Here is a 19,457-nt window from a genome sequence, read left to right on the forward strand (position 1 = left end):
TATAATAATACTATACAATAACGCACAAATTTAAGTTTAAGGTTTTTAATGAAAAAGAAAATTTTATTTATTTTATTAGCTTGTATTTTGATAATAGTTATTTATTTTTTATTCTTTAAAAAGGATGCACAAGGTGAAATTAAGGTCCAAGAATTAGGAAAATCAAATATAGAAGAAGTAATTCAAGCAGTTGGCGAGGTCTATGCTAAAGAACAAGTTGACGTTGGTGCACAAGTTAGTGGACAAATCATAAAACTTTATGTAGATATAGGTGATAAGGTAAAGCAAGGAGATTTAATAGCCCAAATTGATAAGGATAAACAACAAAATGAACTTGACATTACAAAGGCCCAGCTTGAAAGTGCAAAGGCAAATTTAGAAAGTAAAAAAGTAGCCTTTGAAATAGCCTCAAAACAATACGAAAGAGAAAAAAAGCTTTTTGCAGCCAAGGCTACCTCGCTTGAAAGCTTAGAAACTTTAAAAAATTCTTATTATGAATTAAAGGCAAATGTGGCTGAGTTAAATGCCCAAGTAGTACAATATGAAATCACCTTAAAAAACGCTCAAAAAGATTTAGGATATACCACTATCACCGCACCCATTGATGGAGTTATCATAAATGTAGCAGTTGATGAGGGACAAACTGTTAATGCTAGTCAAAACACGCCAACCATTGTTAGAATAGCAAATTTAGATATTATGGAAGTAAAAATGGAGATTGCAGAAGCAGATGTTGGTAAGATTAAAATAGGGGACGTGGTAAATTTCTCACTTTTAAGCGATCCTGATACAAAATACGAAGCAAACATAGCTTCAATAGACCCAGCAAATACAGAAGTAAGTGATTCTACTTCTTCTACAAGTTCTTCAAGTTCAAGTTCTAGCTCATCTTCAACAGCAATTTATTACTATGCAAATTTTTTCGTACAAAACAATGATAATTTTTTACGCATAGGAATGAGTTTAGAAAATGAAATAGTAGTAAATAGCGTTAAAGATATTCTAGCTGTGCCTACTTATTTGATAAAAAATGATAGGGGTGGCTATTATGTTGATATTTTAGAAAATGGGGTAAGGACTAAAAAATATGTTACCCTTGGGGCAAAAGATTCTTTAAATACTCAAATTTTAGAGGGGTTAAATGAGGGCGATAAGCTTATAATGTCCCTTGACGTAAGTGTGTCAAAACCTAGGGTAAGATAATGATTCATTTAAAAGATATAAATAAAACCATAGGTCAAACAGCTATTTTAAGGGATATAAATTTACACATAGAAAAGGGTGAATTTGTAGCCATTATAGGACAAAGTGGAAGTGGAAAAACCACGCTTTTAAATATAATAGGCACCCTTGATGAGCCAAGTTCGGGCAGTTTTATTTTTGATAAATATGAAGTTACCACGCTTAGCAAAGATGATAAAGCAAGGCTTAGACGCGAAAAAATAGGCTTTATCTTTCAAAGATACAATCTTTTAAGCTTACTTAGTGCAAATGACAATGTATCCTTGCCTGCTGTTTATGCAGGAAAATCTACTTATGAGCGAGATGAAAGGGCTAAAAAGCTTTTAAATGACTTAGAATTAAACAATAAATATCTTTCAAAGCCAAATGAATTAAGCGGAGGTCAACAACAAAGGGTTAGTATAGCTAGGGCGTTAATGAATGGTGGCGAACTTATCTTAGCAGACGAACCAACCGGTGCACTTGATAGTAAAAGTGGTATTATGGTGCTTGAAATTTTAAAAGAGTTAAATGATGAAGGTCATACCATTGTTTTAGTAACTCACGACCCACAAATTGCTAGTAGGGCAAAAAGAATCATAGAGATAAAGGATGGTAGAATTTTAAGCGATAGCAAGGGTGGTGAGTTAAAACAAAGACCTCAAGTTAAAAAAATGCCAATTGAAAAAAAGACTTTTTTATTGCTTAAAAATCAAGCTTTTGAATGCCTTAAAATTGCTTATTCTTCAATCATTGCTCATAAAATGCGTTCTTTGCTTACCATGCTTGGAATCATTATAGGGATTGCTTCTGTTGTATGCGTCGTAGCCCTTGGACTTGGTTCTCAAGAAAAGGTATTAGCCTCTATTGCAAGGCTTGGTACAAATACCATTGAGGTAAAAACAGGCCGTGGTTTTGGTGATACACGTTCAGATACAAAAAGGCTAAATTTAAGCGACTTAACCACGCTTCGTTCCTTACCTTACCTTGATGCAGTAGAAGCAACGGTTAGTTCAAGTGGCATAGTAACCTATAAAGAATTATCCTTAAATGCTAGTGGGCAAGGTGTTGGGATAAATGAATTTAGTATTAAGGGCTATACCTTTAGTGCAGGGCAATCTTTTTCTGAAAATGATTTAAAAACGAGTGCAAATGTAGCTGTGATTGATTATAACGCACATCAAAATTTATTTGCAAATGTAAATGCTAGGGATATTTTAGATAAAAATATTATCTTTTCTGGCAAGTCTTTTAGAATTATTGGCGTTTTGGAAAAAAATACTCAAAGAATGTTTGATGATAGCACGGTTCGCGTTTACATGCCTTATACTACTATGATGAATAAAATCACTGGTTCAAGCGAGTTAAAAGATATAAATACTAAGATAAAGGATGATGCAGACCCTATTTTAGCAGAACAAGCTATTATTAGAATTTTAGAGATTAAAAGAGGACAAAAGGATTTTTTTACTATAAATTCAAATAGCATAAAACAAGCTGTTGAAGAAAATCAACAAACCCTAACCTTAATGATTACTTGTATAGCTATTATTTCTTTGATTGTCGGTGGAATAGGGGTTATGAATATTATGCTAGTATCAGTTAGCGAAAGGACTAGAGAGATTGGAATTCGCATGGCTATAGGGGCTAGAAAAGAAGATATTTTAATGCAATTTTTAATTGAGGCTGTTATGATTTGTGCTATAGGGGCAATTTTAGGCGTTATTTTATCAATAGGCGTTGTTTTTGCCTTTAATACCTTTAGCGAAAATTTCCCTATGATTTTATCAGCTACCTCTGTTATAATAGGGCTTTTAAGCTCCGTATTTATAGGCGTTATTTTTGGTTTTTTCCCTGCTAAAAATGCAGCAAATTTAAATCCAATAAGTGCCTTATCAAAGGAATAATATGCAAAAATTATCTTTAATATTTTTACTTATATTTTTAAGTGCTTGTGGGGTAAAGCTTACAAAGATTGAAGAAAAAACCATTACAAGAGATGAATTTAACGACTTAAATATAAGCAGGACCTGGTGGAAAGCCTATAACAATGAAAAAATAAATGAATTTATGACTTATATTTTAGCAAATAATTCTGATATAAATGTGGCTAGAACTACGCTTTTAACGATGATAGCAAATGCAAATTTAATTGATTATGATATGTATCCAACATTAAGTGCAAATTTTGGAATTTCTAAGAGTAAAAATTTAAATACAGGCATTACAAATTCAAGGGTTATTTCAAATAATTTAAATTTAAGTTATGAACTTGATATTTATGGCAAAATAGTCGATGAAACTAAGGCAGCTGAATTTAATGCAATAGCTAGTGCTTATGATTTAGAAAATTTAAAACTAAGTATTTTAAATTCGGCTATTAATGGAATTTTTGAACTTGCTTATTTTAACGATGTAGATATTTTATTAAAAGATTATGTTGCAAATTTAGAACAAATGCGCAAGCTGTATGTTTTAAAATACGAACTTGGCAAGGTAGAAGAATTAGAACTTTTAAGCGTAGAACAAAGTCTTTTAAATGCTAAGCAAAATTTATTAAGCAACGAACAAAATAAAAACACCTTGATAAAGACCTTAAAAGATTTAATAGGAGATGAAAGTGGTTTTTCTTACATAGAATATTTTTCAAGTCTTTCTTTAAAGGATTTTGTAGAATTAAAGCCAAATTATGACTTGCCCTTAAATTTCTTTTCATATCGCCCGGACGTAAAATCAAAAATTCATAATCTTTACTCAGCTTTTAAGGATTATACCAGCGTTCAAAAGTCTATTTTGCCAAGCATTAGCTTAAGTGGTGGTTTAAGTGGGAGCGATGAGAGCTTAAAAAATAGCTTTAAATTTGAGGTTTTAAGTGGGAGTATTTTAATAAATTTGCCTTTTTTAGATTATGGCAGGGTGCGTCAAAATATTAAAATTTCACAATTTGCCTACGAGACCTTATTATTTGAATATGTTCAAATTTTACAAAGTGCTATAAATGAGTTTTGGTTAAATACAAAGGATTATCAAAGCTATATTGCCCTTTATGCAAATTTGCAAGACATTTATACTAAACAAGAACAAATCACTAACTCATATTATCAAAAATACAGCCTTGGAAAAAGTGAGTTAAAGGATTATTTAGACGCAAACAATAGCTTAAATTCAACAGCACAAGAATTACTTCGTTCTCGTTATAATCTTTTATCAACAATCAATAGCTATTATCAAATAACCACTATTGAATATGAAAATATAGGCATTAGCGAGTTAGAACGATAAATTTAAATAAGATTAAAATTTTTAAGCTAAAATAAGTTTTTATTACACTTTCAAGGTTAGAAATGCAAGATATTTTAAAGATAGGAAAATTTGAATTTTCTTCTCGTTTTATATTAGGTTCTGGTAAATTTTCTTTAAATTTAATACAATCAGCCATTGAAGAGGCCGGGGTTGAAATTATAACCTTGGCTTTACGCCGTGCAAATGGTAGCAAGATAGCTAATATTTTAGATTTTATCCCAAAAAATATTACCCTTTTGCCAAATACTTCAGGGGCTAGAAATGCAGAAGAGGCCTTGCGTTTAGCAAGACTTTCAAGGGAGCTTGGTTGTGGTGAGCTTATAAAGATAGAGATTATTAATGATAGCAAGTATTTATTGCCTGATAATTATGAAACTATAAAGGCAGTTGAGTTATTAGCAAAGGATGGCTTTACGCCCTTGCCTTATATGAGTGCTGATTTATACGCTGCTAGAAGTATGCAAGATGCAGGGGCAGCTGCTATTATGCCCTTAGCAGCGCCAATAGGTAGCAATAAGGGACTTTGTGCTAAGGAATTTATCCAAATTTTATTAAATGAGATTGATTTACCTATAATAGTTGATGCAGGTATTGGAAACCCTGCACAAGCTTGTGAGGCTATGCAAATGGGGGTAAGTGCTATTATGGCAAATACTGCCATTGCAGAGGCTAATAATATAGCATGCATGGCAAAGGCCTTTGCCTTAGGGGTTAGGGCAGGTAGACTTGCTTATTTATCAGGTCTTGCTAGTATAAATAATGCAAGACCTAGTTCGCCAGTTACAGGCTTTTTAAGAGATTAAATGCTTGAAAATCAATTATTAAAATCTCCACTTTTTAAAAGAATTCAAGCCTTAAAAGAATGCGATTTAAATGCTAAATTTAGTCTTAGTAAAAACGTTGATATAGCTATTAATAAAGATAAGGACAAAGAAATTTTAGATTTAGCTAAGGAATTAAAGCCTTGGCGAAAAGGACCCTTTAAAATAGGTGATTTGTTTATAGATAGCGAGTGGCAAAGTTTTATTAAATTTGATATTTTAAGACCATATTTAGATATTTTAAAGGATAAAAATGTAGCTGATATAGGTTGCAATAATGGCTATTATATGTTTAAAATGCTTGAATTTAACCCAAAAAGCATAACCGGCTTTGACCCAAGCATTAAATATCGCTTACAATTTGAGTTAATAAATTCCTTAATTAAAACAGATATCAAATACGAGCTTTTAGGTGTTGAAAATTTACCAAGTTATGAAAAAAAATTTGATATTATCTTTTGTTTAGGCGTGATTTATCACAGAAGCGACCCTATAAAAATGTTAAAGGATTTAAAAAAAGGCTTAAACGATAAAGGAGTAGTGTTTTTAGATACTATGTATATAGATGATGAAAGAGAGGTTGCACTAATTCCTAGAAAAACTTATTCAAAAATATCAAATATTTATTTCATTCCGTCGATATTAGCTTTAAGAAATTGGTGCGAACGGGCTGGTTTTGTAGACTTTGAAATTCTTGCAAAAAAGGCAACTAGCACTGATGAACAACGTAAAACGCAGTGGATTGATTCTTATTCTTTGGGTGATTTTTTAGATCCAAATGATAGCAGTTTAACTTTCGAGGGTTATGAGAGTCCAAAACGTGTTTATGTTAAATTAAAGGTTTAAATATGGCAAAAAAAGAACAAAACTACGAAGAATTCGCCCAGCTTGAGGAATTTGCTACGCAAGAAGATATAACCCGTGTTAAATCTGAGCTTTTAGTATGTCCTGAGTTAAATACAGCAGTTAGTGGTACTATAATAGAACTTTCAAAAAATCACGCAAAATCCGTACTTATAACTGCCCCTGATATGATAGTAGATGACCAAGGCTTAGTTTTTGATGGTTATATCTTTGCAGCGGCCAATTATGTAGCACAAGCAGCTATTAATAAAGAGTATTCTGTTTTAATCGGTTCTCGTTGCTTTTTTTATGCACCTTTAAAACTTGGAGACGTACTTGAACTTGAAGCCCATGCACTTTTTGATGAAACTTCTAAAAAAAGAGATGTTAGAGTGGTTGGACATGTTAAGGAGATAAAGGTTTTTGAATCTACCTTGCAAATTGTAGTAACTGATGAGCATATATTTAGGCTTAAAAGACCACCTTCAACTACAAATGCTAAATCAGAAGAAGAAGCAGCTGAAACCATTGCTGTTAATACTGGCGTTATGCCAAATATGCCAGGGGCTAAGGTTAATTAAGCTTTTTTCTAACCTCGCTTGGTGTTTGTGGGATATCTATCCAATTTTCAGGGCAATCCTTATGATAGGTCCCACTTGCATCATAATACTCCACACAATCACTATAATAACGATTTCCTATCCCTCTTTCATTTACAAAACATGCACTAAAACTTAGCATTATTGTGATAATTAAGCTTATTTTTAAAAGTATCTTATAAAGCATTTTTAACCTTTTTTATTTTTGAAATCTTAGCATTATTTAATTAATAAATTTTTATAATTTTTACTTGACTTATAGCTAGTATTAAGTTTTATAATTTCAATTTTAAAAGGAGAAAAAATGAACTCATATAGCAAAAGAAATTCCCCAAGTAAAAGTACTAACCGTGATATTTTTATACGCGACATAGAAGGTGAGTTAATCGATACAAAAACTAAGGAATTTGAAAAGATTAGAGATATTATTTTAGAAACTGCAAGGCTTACAAATGAGCTAAATAATGGCAATCATAGCGAAGAAAAAATAAGAGAACTTTTTAGTAAAATCATAGGAAAAGAAGTTGATAGCAGTGCGTGGATAATCCCTCCTTTTTATGTAGATTATGGTAAAAATATTAGCATAGGTAAGAATTTTTTTATGAATCAGTGTTGTACCTTTATGGATAGGGGTGGCATTAGTATAGGAGATGACGTTCTTATCGGTCCAAAATGCAATATCGTTACCATAAATCACGATATTAACCCTTATAATCGCCACTCTACTTTTAATAAGCCCATTGTCATAGGCAATAGAGTATGGCTTGGGGTTAATGTTACCATTTGTCCAAATGTGACAATAGGGGATAATTCTATAATTGCTGCAGGAAGCGTGGTGACAAAGGACGTGCCTGAAAATGTGATTGTGGCTGGAAATCCTGCAAGGATTATAAAGCAAATTTGATTAATTTTTCTTAATTAAGTTATTTTTTTTACGCCATTCATAAGGACTTACAGGGTTTTTATCTGCCCAAAGTCCTAATTTATTTTCCTTTGCGATTTTTTCATCATCCTTATAAATATCGCTGTAATAAATATAGGCATGGGCGTATCCAAATCTAACCATTTTTTTATTAATATCTTCATTATTAAGCTTAATAATGGCTAAAATTCTATTGTATTTATCCTTATCTTTTTTAAATACTTCAACTTGCTTTTTATCTATCAAAGAACTTAAAAAAAGCTTTGATTCTTCCCCAAATTCTTGTTTTAACTCGGGTGCATCAATGCCAAAAAAGCGAATCTTGCTTTTTTCATTTTGATATGAAATTTCAATGGTATCACCATCAATAACCCTTAAAACTTGGGCACTAAAATGCTCACCTTCTTGGCTAAATTCTTGCATTAAAAATAAGGCTAGACTTATTATTAATAGTATGAAAAGCTGTTTTGGATTGCTTAAAAGTCTTCTTAAATTTAGTATATTTTTTCTTGTTATTCTCATTGTATGCCTAAAATTCATTAAAATATGCCATAATTTTAACAAAGGAGTATAAATGAAAGAAGTTTTAGAAAATTTTGAAAAAATTAGTCAGATTCCTCATTGCAGTTTTGAAACTGAAAAACTAAGGGATTTTTTAATAGAATTTGCAAAAGATAAAAATTGCATTGTAAAAAGTGATAAGGCTGGAAATATCCATTGTATTAAAGGGGAGCCTAAAATTTGTTTGCAAAGTCATTATGATATGGTTTGTATGGGGGAAGCCCCAAATATAAAACTTTATGAAGAAAATGGCTTTTTAAAGGCTAAAAACTCATCATTAGGAGCAGATAACGGCATAGGAGTAGCTATTATTATGCAGGTTATGAGTGAGTTTGATAATTTTGAGTGTTTGCTTACAAATAACGAAGAAGTAGGACTTCTTGGGGCTAAGAATTTAGAGCTTAAACTTCATTCAAAAATGCTTTTAAATTTAGACCACGAAGATGAAAAAGATATTATAGTAAGTTGTGCTGGAGGTCTTGATATAGATACTAGTTTGAAAGTTCATTTTAAAAAAAGTTGCGGTTATGTTTATGAGCTAAACGCAAGGAATTTTAAGGGTGGGCATTCTGGCATTGATATTGTAGAAAATCGTAAAAATTCCATTAAAGAAATGGCTAAATTTATAGCCTTAAATAGTGGCGAAATAATTAAATTTAATGGCGGGGAAAGGATAAATTCTATAGCAAAAAATGCCAGGGTATTAGTTTTATTTAAAGAAAAGATTAAAGAAAATGAGTTTATAGAACTTAAATTCAAGGGTAAAAAATGCGTAAGGGTTGTAAAAGAAAGTAAGTTTTTACTAAATATCATAAATTCCTTTTCTCAAGGGGTTAGGTCTTATAATAAAAATTTAAACATAGTTGAAAGCAGTATAAATTTATCCCTTTTAAAAATGAAAAAAAAGGTGGTTAAATTTAGCCTTTTTGCCAGGTCAAATAATTTAGAAGCCTTGAAAAATTTGGAATTTGAAACAAAGGCTCATTTTAATGATTTTAAAATAAAAACTTATAATTTTTACGCACCTTGGCAGGGTGGGGAAAATGAACTTAGTAAAATGTTATTAGATGAGCTTAAAAAAGAGATTAAAGAGGCTAGAATTTCAGCAATCCATGCTGGTTTGGAATGTGGCATAATAGAACAAAAACAAGATTTAATCTGTGCTTGTATAGGACCAAATATTTATAATCCTCATTCAACGGATGAAAGGTGTGAGTTAGCCTCTATTGAACGCATTAAAAGGGCGGTGTTTTCTTTGCTTAAAAGGATTTATTCTTAAATTCCTTTCTCCCCCTTGTCATCATAAAGCTTTGTTCAAAAAATATTAATAAAGTTATACTAATGTCTGGCAAGGGATATACTAACAAAGATTGTAGTAAAAAACTCATCAAAAAAAAGCGTTAAAAATTTGTTTTTTAATTCTATGTTTTCAGTTCTAGTAAAGGATATGAAATTTAAAATTGCCTTATAAGCATAAATTCCTGGAATCATAGGGATTAAGGCAGGAAAGGCAATAATTTCAGCAGGTGTTTTTGAAAGCTTTGCAAGCAAAATTCCTAAACAACCTATACAAAAAGATGCTATAAAGGTGGCAATTGCTATGTTATTTATGCCAAAATTTAGCAAAGAAAAACGCAAAACATAGGCTATGGCTGCTAGGATTGCTGATAAAATCAATGTTTTTAAGGGAGAATTACAAGCATAGGCAAAGCCAAAACCCACAATGGCTGCAAAACATATATCTTTTAACAATATTTCTATCAGAATAAAAACCTAAAATCGCTAATGCTTAAAGTTAGATAAATTCCTGCTGCTATACAGCAAACTAAGATTACAACGCTAATAATGCGACTTATCCCCATTATAATATGGTCTTTTAAGATATCAATTATAGAATTTATGAAAAATACCCCGGGTATTAAATATAAAATACTTGAACCAAGGGCGATATCTGCTTTTTGTATATAAGAAAATACTATACCAAGATAAACTATATAAGAAGAAATAAAGGCACAAATAACATATTGAACGCGTAAGTCTATTTTTATTTTAGTTAAAAAATATCTTAAAATCAAGCCACAAAGCGTACCTAAAAATACAAAAATAGCCCCAAAAATATCGCCACCAAAAAGCGAACAAAAGGACGCATTTGCCAAGGAAATAAAGAAAAGATTATAAATATAAGGATATTTTTTTGGGTACTTAGTTTTCAAAAAGCCTTTTTGAAAGTTCTAAATCGTATTTTTTATCATAAATTGCCCAGGACAGGCCACTAAGGTCTAAGATAAGTTTAAAATTTAAATGTATGTGTTTATTAGGGATTATATAGGTTCTATAAATGGAATTATCATCTTTATCCGTGATATTTAGTGAATAATGGTGAAAAAAATAATTTATTTATATCATGGCCATAAATTTCAGCTATGCGTCCAACGCATTTTGAAATTATAGCCGTATAGGTACCAGAACTTAGTATAGTACTAACATAATCTATTAAAAAATTACTAATTACTTGAATTTGTGGCTTTTGCAAGAAACACCCTTTAAAAACTTCTACAAAAAGTAGAAGTTTAAAATTTAAGATAAGGTTTTTATAATGGAAAATGCGTCATTTAAGCCAGTAACTATACTAGCTCCGTTTTTAGTAGCTATATCACCTGCTACAAAGATTCCTTTAACATTGCTTTCTTTATTTTCATTCATAGCAGGAACACCCTTTTCATCGACATTTATACCACATTTTTGTAAGAAATCAACAGGGGTTGAACCTCCTATTGCATAAATTAATCTATCATAACTTAGGCTTGAATTATCATTAAATTTAACTTTAACTTTGCCATTTTCATCCTCTACTTCAACGATATCTATGCCAAGTTTTAATTCGACCTTGCCCTTACTAACAGCATCGTTAATATTTTGTAAATTTATATCATTTAACCTTGTGAATTTATCTTTTCTATAACATAAACAAACCTTATTTGAATTTGCTAAATCCACAGCATACTCAGCAGCTGAATTTCCTCCACCTACAATTAGGATATTTTCACCACTTTGTACTGAATTTGCGTTATAATTTATCACCTTAGCAAGAGAAGAAGGTAATTTATAATCAGGCTTATTAGGGCGCCCCATTCTACCAATTGCTACTATTATATTTTTACATTGATAAACGCCCTTACCAGTACTTAGTATAAAGCCATTTTCATCTTTTTTAACGCTTTCAACCTCGCTTGAAAATTCAATCTCGATATTATTGTCTTTTAATGCCTTTTCAAAGGTTTCAATAGTACTTTCTTTTGTACCATCTTCAAAAGGAATATGCCCATGATTTGTACCATCACAACCTTTATAAGCCTTATCTACCCTTTTTCCATCCTTGTAAAATTGCATTAAGGTTTGACAAATTTGACCACCCTTTTCTAAAAGTAAAACTTCCTTATTTGCAAGTTTTGCCTCAACTGCACACCCGATACCAGCAGGACCTGCCCCGATAACGATTAAATCAACTTTTTTCATAATACTACCTTTGGTTTTAATTTTGATTGTATAATAAACAAATTTAGCAAGTTTTTCGTAAATAAAGGATTAAAAATGAGAAATTTAATAAAAAATATCAAAAAAAATTCTCAAAAATTACTAGACTTAACCTCAAGGGATAAAGAAAATATAATTTTTGAAATAGCCTTAAATTTAAGAAAAAATTTTAAAAATGTATTAAAGGCAAATGAAAAGGATATGGCAAATTTCAAAAAAACAGGGGCTATTAGAGATAGGTTATTGTTAAATGAAAAACGTTTAACTTCTTTGTGCGATGCCTTAGAAAAGATTGCTTTGCAAGAAGACCCTATTAACAACATACAAAGAGGCTGGAAAAATTATGCAGGCTTAAGCATTCAAAAAATTAGCATTCCTATAGGTTTAATTTGTGTAATTTATGAGGCAAGACCGGCTTTAAGTGCTGAGATTATAGCCTTAATGATAAAAAGTTCTAATGCTTGTATTTTAAAAGGAGGAAGCGAGGCTAAGAATACAAATTTAGCCCTTTTTAATATAGTTTGTGAAGTACTTGAAAAATACGCCTTGAAAGATTGTTTTTTAATGCTTTATGATAAGGGCGAGATTAAGGAATTGCTAGCCTTTGATGATTTAATAGATGTTATCATTCCAAGAGGTAGCGAAGAAATGATAAAAAATATAGCACAAAATACGAAAATTCCACTCATTAAGCAAGATAAGGGACTTTGTCATATCTTTGTTGATGAGAGTGCAAATTTAAAAAATGCAGTGGATATTATAATAAATTCAAAATGCCAAAAACCAAGTGCTTGTAATGCTTTAGAAAGCTTATTGATACATGAAAATATAAATTTAGAATTTTTTGATTTATTAAAAAAAGCCTTTAAAAAGCATAATATTAAAATTCATGCCCATAAAAACATTATAAAACATTTTGAAAATGCGAATTTAGAACTTTTTTTAGCTACTCAAAAAGACTTTGCTACTGAGTGGCTTGATTTTGAATTAAGCATTAAAAGCGTTAAAAATTTGGGCGAGGCTATAAGGCATATAAATGAATTTAGTTCATCTCACAGCGATTGCATACTTTCAAATGATGTACAAAACATAGCCAAATTTCAAAGGCTTATAAATTCAGCTTGTGTTTATGCAAATGCTTCTACTCGTTTTAGTGATGGTGGAGAATTTGGCTTTGGTGGAGAAGTTGGAATTAGCACGAGCAGGCTTCACGCAAGAGGTCCTATGGGGGTTGATGAAATTTGCATTTACAAATATATCATTTATGGTGATGGACAAATAAGGCAATGAGGCAAAAAATATTTAAACATTTTATAGATATTTTAGCCTTAAATTCCACTCAAAGAGTGTGGCAACTACCTTTTTTTATAGCCTTGGGAGTTGGTTTGGTTTTAGGGGTTGGGGCATATTATAAAAGGCTTGATTTAGGTCTTATTTCTATGATAGGGGTAATGGCGTTTTTATATATACCAAATACTCCTATGTATCATAGAATGGCAGTTGTAATGTGTTGTTCTTTTGGAATTTCTTTATCTTTTTTACTAGGACTTTTAACACACTTAGCACCTACTTTAATGCCTATTTTAGTGGGCTTTGTAGCTATGGCTAGTTCTATTTTAGTAAGGTATTATGATGTAGGGGCACCTGGTTATTTTTTCTTCGTTTTTGCTTGTTTGTTGGGTTCATTTTTTCCCTTTGAAATTCAAGATTATATCTTTTTAACAGGGCTTGTAACCCTTGGTACTATGGTAGCAAATTTCATAGCCTTTATTTACTCTTTATTGGTAATTTATTGCTTTAAAAACTCACTTCCAAAGCCCATACCAAAGCGAGGAAACTGGGGCTTTGAGGTAATAGTAGTTGATTCTGTTATTATAGGCTTTTTTGTAGGTTTTGCTGTATTTTTAGGGGCATTTTTAGAACTTGAAAGAAGTTATTGGGTAGCAGTAAGTTGCACTGTTGTAATGCAAGGCATTTCTTTAAATGGGGTTTGGATAAAGCAAATTCAAAGGATTTTAGGCACAGCCCTTGGGACCTTGTTTGCTTGGTATCTTTTAAAGATTGAATTTAGTACTATTTCTTTTGTTTGTTTAATGATGTTTTTAGTTTTTATGACTGAATTTGTAGTAACTAGAAACTATGCTATAGCTATATTTTTCTTAACCCCTTATGTAACTTACTTAGCAGAGGCTACTAGCTTTATGAATGTGGATGCGAATTTAATAGCCCTTGCTAGATTACAAGATGTGATTGTGGGTAGTATTTTAGGCTTAATCGGTGGCTTTGTAATCTACAAGCCATTTTTAAGAATCCCTTTTGAACAAATTTCAAAACTAGTTTTTAGGAAGAAGATTTAGTAATATTTAGACAAAAATTGTTATTTTTATGAAAATACATTTTAAGGAGTTTTTATGTTTCTTAGGTTTTTTGTACGTATTTTTTATGCTTATAATAGAAATAAAAAAGGTGTTTTTAGAAAAAAACAATACGAAAGCACAAAATTACAAGAAAGTTTGACCTTTGAAGATAAAATAAATTTAGTAGAAAAAGGAAATTTTAAAATAAAAAAAGTGATGAATAAAAGTGAAACTGATATATATTGGGCTTTAGTTAATTGTATAAGAGGAGCTTATATAGTTTGTCCACAAGTAGCTTATAAAACTTTTATAGATAAAACCACTAATGATGAAACATGGAAAGTTTATTCTAGTTTTGTTGCAGATTTTGTTCTTTTGCATAAAGTTTCTAAACTACCTTTGTGTGTAATAGAATTTCATGGGAGTGGACACACTGGAAGTGGTTTTGTAGCTAATGAAAAAGAAAGAGAAGAAAAATATATTCAAGTTAAAAATAATGATACTTTAAAGAAAAAACTTTTAGAAAAAATGAAAATATTATATATAGAGATATCAAGTAAAGACATTTGTACTAAAAATAATAAGATAGACAAAGAAAAATTAATCACTCTTCTTAATGAAAAGTTAAAAGTAAATTAGAAATTTATTTTTTAAAAGTATGACTAATGGTGGATTTAGCAGGACTTGAACCTGCGACCAACCGGTTATGAGCCGGTTGCTCTAACCAACTGAGCTATAAATCCAACCTTGTAAAAAAGCGAAATTATAGCATATTTTGCTTAAAAAAAATTTAGTATTTTTCATACCAAGAAAAACGAAAGGTTATTAAGTGTTGCAAAAGCCCAAAAAATACCATAAAGGTAGTAAAAGAGCTTCCTCCATGGCTAAAAAAAGGCAAGGGAATTCCAACAACTGGCGCAAAGCCTATAACCATAGAGATATTAACAGCTGTATAAATGAAAATAAATAAGGCAACTGCGTTTAAAACTACTCGCCCAAAGTGGTCCTTCCGCAGTTTATGATTTAAGCTTAATAAATGCAAGATTAAAAAAATATACAATACGATTAAAACACAACCCCCGACAAAACCAAATCTTTCTACCATGTAAGCAAAGATAAAGTCGCTAGTATGAATGGGTAAGAATTTAAAATGCGTTTGCGTGGCCTCACTTTGCGATTTTCCTAAAAGTCCTCCATTGCCTATAGCAATCATGGCCTGGGTTACTTGATAGCTTGGTTTTTCGGCTATAAAATCGTGAATTCTTTGCTTTTGATAGGGCTTTAATAAATAAGTATACATTACAGGCGAGGTTATTGAGAGTACTAAAACAATGCTAAGCCAAATTTTATAATTTATCCCTATGATAAAAAGCGTTCCAAAGCCTACTATTATAAGAACCATTGCAGTTCCTAGGTCGGGTTCTTTTGCTATTAATAAAAATGGCAAGATTATATAAAAGCTAAGCTTTATAAATTGTTTAAGTTTGTAGCCATTATCAGGTGGTGGGTTATTGTAAATAAGATATGCAAGCATTAAGACAAAGGCTGGTTTAAAAAATTCAGAAGGCTGTATGGTATAAGTAGTAAATGGAATTTGTAGCCACCTAGCAGCCCCTAGTTTTTCAACGCCAAAGATATCAACACTTAAAAGTAAAAGAATGCCAACCCAATAAAACAAGGGTATAAGCCACATAAGTTTTCTAATGGGAAAGAAAAAGAAAAAGGTAAAAAAGAAAAAGCCTACACAGGTGTATATAAATTGTTTTTCTACTAAATTTACACTTGCCTCATAGGTTAAAAAAAAAGAAATCGCGACAATAGGTAAGACTAAGATTGGCTGCATATAATCAAAATGTGTAAGAATGCGTCTATCTAATACAATCAAAATTTTTACCTTTAAAAAATTTATTACTATTATATGCTAAAATTTTAAACTTTTAAAGTATTTGAAGGAAAAAATGCAAACTTTTTTAGCAAATGAAGAAATAAGACTTGATATTTTTTTAGCCCAGCACCTTAAACAAAGTCGCAATCAAGTAAGTTTATTAATTAAAAATTCCCTAGTTAAAATAAATAATAAAATTCAAAACAAGACCTCTTTTAAGTTAAATTTAAATGATGAAATTTGCATTTTAAAGCCTAAAATAAAAGATATTAAAGAAAAACAAGAAATAAATTTTGACCTTGAAATTTTATATGAAGATGATGATTTATTAGTGCTTAATAAAACACCAAATTTAGTAGTTCACGGGGCAAATTCGGTTAAAGGACCAACTTTAGTAGACTGGCTTATTAATAAAAATTTTATGCTTTCAAATTTGGGTGGGCAATTAAGACCTGGTTTAATACACAGGCTTGATAAAGATACCAGTGGGGCCATTGTGATAGCTAAAAATAATTTTACTCATAAAAATTTAAGCGAACAACTTTTTTTAAAAACTATGGGTAGAATTTATCTTGCATTAATTGATTTGCCACTAAAAGATAGTAAAATAATCATAGAAAAGGCATTGATTAGAACGCCAAATAATCGTATCAAAAAATTAGCTATTGATGAAAAAGGTATCTTAAAAATAGGTGCAAAGAGTGCTAAAAGTGCTTTTATATCGTGTTTAGATTGTAATGATTTTGCCTTAATCAGTGCAAAACTTTTTACAGGTAGAACTCATCAAATAAGGGCACACTTAGCAAGTATAAATAGGCATATTTTAGGAGATGAATTATATGGTTTTAAGGGCGAAAAACAAAGGGTTATGTTGCATTCTTATTATGTGTATTTTACGCATCCAAGAAGCAAAAAAGAAATTTTTGTTAAGGCCCCTTTAATGCAAGATTTCAAAGAAAGATTATTGAAAAAATTTACCTTAGGAGAAGTACATGAAAAAATTACACTTGATTTTTTGCTCAGTGAGTTTAACTCTTTTTCTTAGTGCTTGTAGTGGAGTTTCACAACAATTTACCGCTAAAGAAGTGCTATTAAATGAGAGTTTACCAAAGATTGAACAGCTTAAAAGCTTAAGCGATATGAGTAATGTCGCACTTGAATGGGAGCCTTTGTATAATGAAAATATCAAGGGTTTTTATATTTATAGGGCTAGTGAGGCTGAGCCTACTTTTAAGCTTGTTGAAACTATTACAAATAAATTTCAAACGCATTTTGTAGATACTAAGCTTGAACCTTCTACAAAGTATTTTTATAAGATGAAAAGCTTTAATGACCAAAATCATATTTCAGAAGAAAGCGATGTGATTGAGATTATGACAGATGTTAGATTGCCTGCCATTTCTTACGCACAGGCCCTTACAAATTTAGCAAATAAAATTAAGCTTGTATGGAGACCACATAGCGATTTAAGGGTTAATGCTTATATCATAGAAAGAAAAGAAAGTGATGAAAGCAAATTTAAAAAACTAGCCCAGATTAAAAATCGCTTGAATGCTGAGTACATAGATGATGATTTAAAACCAAATCAAAGCTTTGATTATATAATTTATGCACAAAGCTTTGATGGGGTGATTAGCGAGGCAAGTGCTGTTTTAAGTGCTACAAGTAAGGCTTTGCCACCTGTTGTAGAAGGACTTAGTGCAAGTATTGATGGGTCAAATAAGATTAGCTTACAATGGAATGAAAGCAATTATAAGGATTTTTCATATTATAAGGTTTATGCTACAAGCTCAACTTTTTTACCTTATACCCTAGTTGCAAAAACTCAATCAAATCACTATGAAGACGCCGTTGGAGGTGCTGGTAAATCAAAAAGTTATAAGGTTAGTATAGTGGATATTGATGGGCTTGAAGGTCCTTTGCAAAGCGAGGGCGTTTCAGGTCAAACTCTAGGACTTCCAAGTGCCCCAAGCCTTATAAGTGCGAAAAGTACTAGCGAGGGTATAAGTTTAGAATGGTCTGATAATGATGATAGGGCAGTTGAGTATATAGTAAAAAGAACAGGCGGTGAAAAAGCAGCAGTGTTTAAGGGTATAAAAAATAAAAATATGCTTGATACTAATGCATTGCCAGGGGTTGAGTATTCTTATGAAGTATATGCCATTGATTCAGGAAATTTACAATCAGAAGCTTCTAATAAGGTAAAAGCAAAACAATAATGCCAAATTTTAGAACAAAATATCTAAAATCCTTAACTTTGCCCTTTGAAAAAAAGGGCATTTCTTTTTTATTTAGTGCTAAAAATTCATCAGTTACGCTTATTTTAACCAAATTTAACGATGAAAAATTTTTTTTACAAATCAAAAAAGAAAAAGATTATTTTATAATCAAGGCAGATAAGCATTCTAAGCCTTCAAAAATAGGGCTTTTGCAAGAGGCCTTGGTTTTGTTTAGGGATGAGTTTTGTGATAATATAATTGATAGTGCAATTTGTGTTAAAAATAATAATCTAACAAGTAAAACTCCATTAATAGCAAGTGATTTTAACGAGCTTTTACAAAGGATTAAAGATAAAAAAATTTATGTAGAAATAGGCTTTGGTTCGGGTCGTCATTTGCTTTTTTTAGCTAAAAAAAATCCGGAAATTTTAATACTTGGCGTTGAAATTTATAATCCTAGTTTAAATCAAGTTGCAAAATTAGCTAAGTTTCAAAATTTAAATAATATCTTGCTTATTCAAAGCGATGCAAGGCTTTTATTAAACGTTTTGACTAGCAATAGTGTTGAAAAAATTTTCTTGCATTTTCCTGTTCCTTGGGATAAAAAGCCACACCGAAGGGTTGTAAGTAAGGAATTTTGCAAAGAGGTTGCAAGGGTTTTAATTGATAATGGAAAATTTGAGTTAAGGACTGATAGTTTTGAGTACCTTGATTTTACTTTAAAACAATTTTTAAGCTTTAAAAAGCATGAAATTTTAATTAATAAAAATGTGGATTTAGAAATTTCAAGCAAGTATGAAGATAGGTGGAAAAAGCAAGAAAAGGATATTTATGATTTAATAGTATCAAAGATAAGTAGCGATGAAAAAAAGGTAGAACTTGAAAAATTTAATATAGAAGAGATTAAGCTTAATAAAGAAAAATTAGCAAATTTTGCAAAAAATTTTTCTAAGCAAAAATTTAAAGAAGATGATTTTTTTTTAAATTTAGAAAGCATTTATGAAACTAAAGAAAATTTTGTTTTAAAGATAGCCTTTGGGGACTTCAATAAGCCAGAACATAGTTATTTATTACTTAGCGATAAGATTGAATTTATTCTTAATGAACCCTTTAAAACTCACGCAAATTTAAAAGCCTTGCATTTTTTGAGAAAGATTCTTGAATTTTAAGCAAAAACAAAACAAAATTATAG

General features: G+C 30.8%; 18 protein-coding genes, 1 tRNA gene and 2 pseudogenes. 14 read left to right on the top strand and 7 right to left on the bottom strand.

The window, feature by feature from the left end; genetic code table 11:
- The first annotated feature begins 48 nt into the window (after window positions 1–48).
- The 6 genes from FMM58_RS07090 to FMM58_RS07115 all read left to right on the top strand — a co-directional run bounded on the left by FMM58_RS07090 (window position 49) and on the right by FMM58_RS07115 (window position 6,769).
- Window positions 49–1,203 carry an efflux RND transporter periplasmic adaptor subunit gene (locus FMM58_RS07090; RefSeq protein WP_150180537.1) on the top strand — a complete coding sequence of 385 codons (1,155 nt, stop codon included), beginning with the start codon at window positions 49–51 and terminating at the stop codon, window positions 1,201–1,203.
- Entirely contained in the window at window positions 1,203–3,128 is a 1,926-nt protein-coding gene (locus FMM58_RS07095; RefSeq protein ID WP_150180538.1) for an ABC transporter permease, read from the top strand. Before FMM58_RS07090 ends, FMM58_RS07095 begins: the two co-directional genes overlap by 1 nt.
- 1 nt (window position 3,129) lies before the next feature.
- Window positions 3,130–4,503: a TolC family protein gene (locus FMM58_RS07100; protein WP_150141575.1), complete on the top strand. Its 1,374-nt coding sequence runs from the start codon at window positions 3,130–3,132 to the stop codon at window positions 4,501–4,503.
- Window positions 4,504–4,565: 62 nt separating this feature from the next.
- Window positions 4,566–5,327, top strand: coding sequence for a thiazole synthase (locus FMM58_RS07105; RefSeq protein ID WP_150151976.1), 762 nt, complete (start codon window positions 4,566–4,568; stop codon window positions 5,325–5,327).
- Complete coding sequence (cmoB, locus tag FMM58_RS07110) at window positions 5,328–6,191, top strand: tRNA 5-methoxyuridine(34)/uridine 5-oxyacetic acid(34) synthase CmoB (RefSeq protein ID WP_150151979.1); 864 nt, start codon at window positions 5,328–5,330, stop codon at window positions 6,189–6,191.
- 2 nt (window positions 6,192–6,193) lie between these two features.
- Entirely contained in the window at window positions 6,194–6,769 is a 576-nt protein-coding gene (locus tag FMM58_RS07115) for a hypothetical protein (protein ID WP_150141581.1), read from the top strand.
- Here FMM58_RS07115 and FMM58_RS07120 read toward each other — a convergent pair.
- Window positions 6,762–6,929 carry a hypothetical protein gene (locus FMM58_RS07120; protein WP_411675309.1) on the bottom strand — a complete coding sequence of 56 codons (168 nt, stop codon included), beginning with the start codon at window positions 6,927–6,929 and terminating at the stop codon, window positions 6,762–6,764. The genes FMM58_RS07115 and FMM58_RS07120 overlap by 8 nt on opposite strands.
- A 162-nt stretch (window positions 6,930–7,091) precedes the next feature.
- On the opposite strand from FMM58_RS07120, the gene FMM58_RS07125 reads away from it, so the two are divergent.
- Window positions 7,092–7,691: a sugar O-acetyltransferase gene (locus FMM58_RS07125; protein ID WP_150141585.1), complete on the top strand. Its 600-nt coding sequence runs from the start codon at window positions 7,092–7,094 to the stop codon at window positions 7,689–7,691.
- On the opposite strand, the gene FMM58_RS07130 is transcribed toward FMM58_RS07125, so the two are convergent.
- Complete coding sequence (locus FMM58_RS07130) at window positions 7,692–8,231, bottom strand: thermonuclease family protein (protein WP_150141587.1); 540 nt, start codon at window positions 8,229–8,231, stop codon at window positions 7,692–7,694.
- 52 nt (window positions 8,232–8,283) lie between these two features.
- Between FMM58_RS07130 and FMM58_RS07135 the strand changes: the two genes are divergently transcribed.
- On the top strand, window positions 8,284–9,549 hold the full coding sequence (locus FMM58_RS07135; RefSeq protein WP_150141589.1) for a M20/M25/M40 family metallo-hydrolase: 1,266 nt from the start codon (window positions 8,284–8,286) through the stop codon (window positions 9,547–9,549).
- Here the strand turns inward: FMM58_RS07135 and FMM58_RS07140 are convergent.
- From FMM58_RS07140 to FMM58_RS07150, 3 genes and pseudogenes are all read right to left on the bottom strand, one after another.
- A pseudogene (locus tag FMM58_RS07140) lies at window positions 9,530–10,034 on the bottom strand (threonine/serine exporter family protein). The gene FMM58_RS07135 and the pseudogene FMM58_RS07140 sit on opposite strands and share 20 nt — an antisense overlap.
- Window positions 10,031–10,803: pseudogene (locus FMM58_RS07145) on the bottom strand (threonine/serine exporter ThrE family protein). Before FMM58_RS07145 ends, FMM58_RS07140 begins: the two co-directional pseudogenes overlap by 4 nt.
- A gap of 44 nt (window positions 10,804–10,847) precedes the next feature.
- Window positions 10,848–11,786 (bottom strand): NAD(P)-binding domain-containing protein, encoded by a 939-nt coding sequence (locus tag FMM58_RS07150; protein WP_150141591.1) that lies wholly within the window; start codon window positions 11,784–11,786, stop codon window positions 10,848–10,850.
- 75 nt (window positions 11,787–11,861) lie between these two features.
- On the opposite strand from FMM58_RS07150, the gene FMM58_RS07155 reads away from it, so the two are divergent.
- Genes FMM58_RS07155 through FMM58_RS07165 form a run of 3 tightly spaced genes read left to right on the top strand, consistent with a single transcriptional unit; the run spans window position 11,862 to window position 14,800 of the window.
- Window positions 11,862–13,094: a glutamate-5-semialdehyde dehydrogenase gene (locus FMM58_RS07155; RefSeq protein ID WP_150141593.1), complete on the top strand. Its 1,233-nt coding sequence runs from the start codon at window positions 11,862–11,864 to the stop codon at window positions 13,092–13,094.
- Window positions 13,091–14,161 (top strand): FUSC family protein, encoded by a 1,071-nt coding sequence (locus FMM58_RS07160; protein WP_150141595.1) that lies wholly within the window; start codon window positions 13,091–13,093, stop codon window positions 14,159–14,161. The genes FMM58_RS07155 and FMM58_RS07160 overlap by 4 nt, the downstream gene beginning before the upstream one ends.
- A gap of 54 nt (window positions 14,162–14,215) precedes the next feature.
- Window positions 14,216–14,800, top strand: coding sequence for a DUF2726 domain-containing protein (locus FMM58_RS07165; RefSeq protein WP_150141597.1), 585 nt, complete (start codon window positions 14,216–14,218; stop codon window positions 14,798–14,800).
- 27 nt (window positions 14,801–14,827) lie between these two features.
- On the opposite strand, the gene FMM58_RS07170 is transcribed toward FMM58_RS07165, so the two are convergent.
- Window positions 14,828–14,904, bottom strand: a tRNA-Ile gene (locus FMM58_RS07170).
- Window positions 14,905–14,951: 47 nt separating this feature from the next.
- Entirely contained in the window at window positions 14,952–16,046 is a 1,095-nt protein-coding gene (locus tag FMM58_RS07175; protein WP_150141599.1) for an FtsW/RodA/SpoVE family cell cycle protein, read from the bottom strand.
- 73 nt (window positions 16,047–16,119) lie between these two features.
- On the opposite strand from FMM58_RS07175, the gene FMM58_RS07180 reads away from it, so the two are divergent.
- From FMM58_RS07180 to trmB, 3 genes are read left to right on the top strand one after another with little or no spacing between them, the layout of a single operon-like run.
- A complete protein-coding gene (locus FMM58_RS07180; protein ID WP_150141601.1) occupies window positions 16,120–17,091 on the top strand; it encodes an RluA family pseudouridine synthase in 972 nt (323 codons plus the stop codon).
- Window positions 17,039–18,265: a fibronectin type III domain-containing protein gene (locus FMM58_RS07185; protein ID WP_150141603.1), complete on the top strand. Its 1,227-nt coding sequence runs from the start codon at window positions 17,039–17,041 to the stop codon at window positions 18,263–18,265. The genes FMM58_RS07180 and FMM58_RS07185 overlap by 53 nt, the downstream gene beginning before the upstream one ends.
- Window positions 18,265–19,434, top strand: coding sequence for a tRNA (guanosine(46)-N7)-methyltransferase TrmB (gene trmB, locus FMM58_RS07190; RefSeq protein WP_150141605.1), 1,170 nt, complete (start codon window positions 18,265–18,267; stop codon window positions 19,432–19,434). The genes FMM58_RS07185 and trmB overlap by 1 nt, the downstream gene beginning before the upstream one ends.
- The last annotated feature ends 23 nt before the right edge of the window (window positions 19,435–19,457 follow it).

Origin of the sequence: Campylobacter sp. LR291e, assembly GCF_008633915.1 — a bacterium.
Lineage (GTDB): Bacteria > Campylobacterota > Campylobacteria > Campylobacterales > Campylobacteraceae > Campylobacter_D.

Coding starts and splice junctions, on each gene's coding strand:
- FMM58_RS07090 (WP_150180537.1), top strand. CDS start 49: ATGAAAAAGAAAATTTTATTTATTTTATTAGCTTGTATTTTGATAATA.
- FMM58_RS07095 (WP_150180538.1), top strand. CDS start 1,203: ATGATTCATTTAAAAGATATAAATAAAACCATAGGTCAAACAGCTATT.
- FMM58_RS07100 (WP_150141575.1), top strand. CDS start 3,130: ATGCAAAAATTATCTTTAATATTTTTACTTATATTTTTAAGTGCTTGT.
- FMM58_RS07105 (WP_150151976.1), top strand. CDS start 4,566: ATGCAAGATATTTTAAAGATAGGAAAATTTGAATTTTCTTCTCGTTTT.
- cmoB (WP_150151979.1), top strand. CDS start 5,328: ATGCTTGAAAATCAATTATTAAAATCTCCACTTTTTAAAAGAATTCAA.
- FMM58_RS07115 (WP_150141581.1), top strand. CDS start 6,194: ATGGCAAAAAAAGAACAAAACTACGAAGAATTCGCCCAGCTTGAGGAA.
- FMM58_RS07120 (WP_411675309.1), bottom strand. CDS start 6,929: ATGCTAAGTTTTAGTGCATGTTTTGTAAATGAAAGAGGGATAGGAAAT.
- FMM58_RS07125 (WP_150141585.1), top strand. CDS start 7,092: ATGAACTCATATAGCAAAAGAAATTCCCCAAGTAAAAGTACTAACCGT.
- FMM58_RS07130 (WP_150141587.1), bottom strand. CDS start 8,231: ATGAGAATAACAAGAAAAAATATACTAAATTTAAGAAGACTTTTAAGC.
- FMM58_RS07135 (WP_150141589.1), top strand. CDS start 8,284: ATGAAAGAAGTTTTAGAAAATTTTGAAAAAATTAGTCAGATTCCTCAT.
- FMM58_RS07150 (WP_150141591.1), bottom strand. CDS start 11,786: ATGAAAAAAGTTGATTTAATCGTTATCGGGGCAGGTCCTGCTGGTATC.
- FMM58_RS07155 (WP_150141593.1), top strand. CDS start 11,862: ATGAGAAATTTAATAAAAAATATCAAAAAAAATTCTCAAAAATTACTA.
- FMM58_RS07160 (WP_150141595.1), top strand. CDS start 13,091: ATGAGGCAAAAAATATTTAAACATTTTATAGATATTTTAGCCTTAAAT.
- FMM58_RS07165 (WP_150141597.1), top strand. CDS start 14,216: ATGTTTCTTAGGTTTTTTGTACGTATTTTTTATGCTTATAATAGAAAT.
- FMM58_RS07180 (WP_150141601.1), top strand. CDS start 16,120: ATGCAAACTTTTTTAGCAAATGAAGAAATAAGACTTGATATTTTTTTA.
- FMM58_RS07185 (WP_150141603.1), top strand. CDS start 17,039: ATGAAAAAATTACACTTGATTTTTTGCTCAGTGAGTTTAACTCTTTTT.
- trmB (WP_150141605.1), top strand. CDS start 18,265: ATGCCAAATTTTAGAACAAAATATCTAAAATCCTTAACTTTGCCCTTT.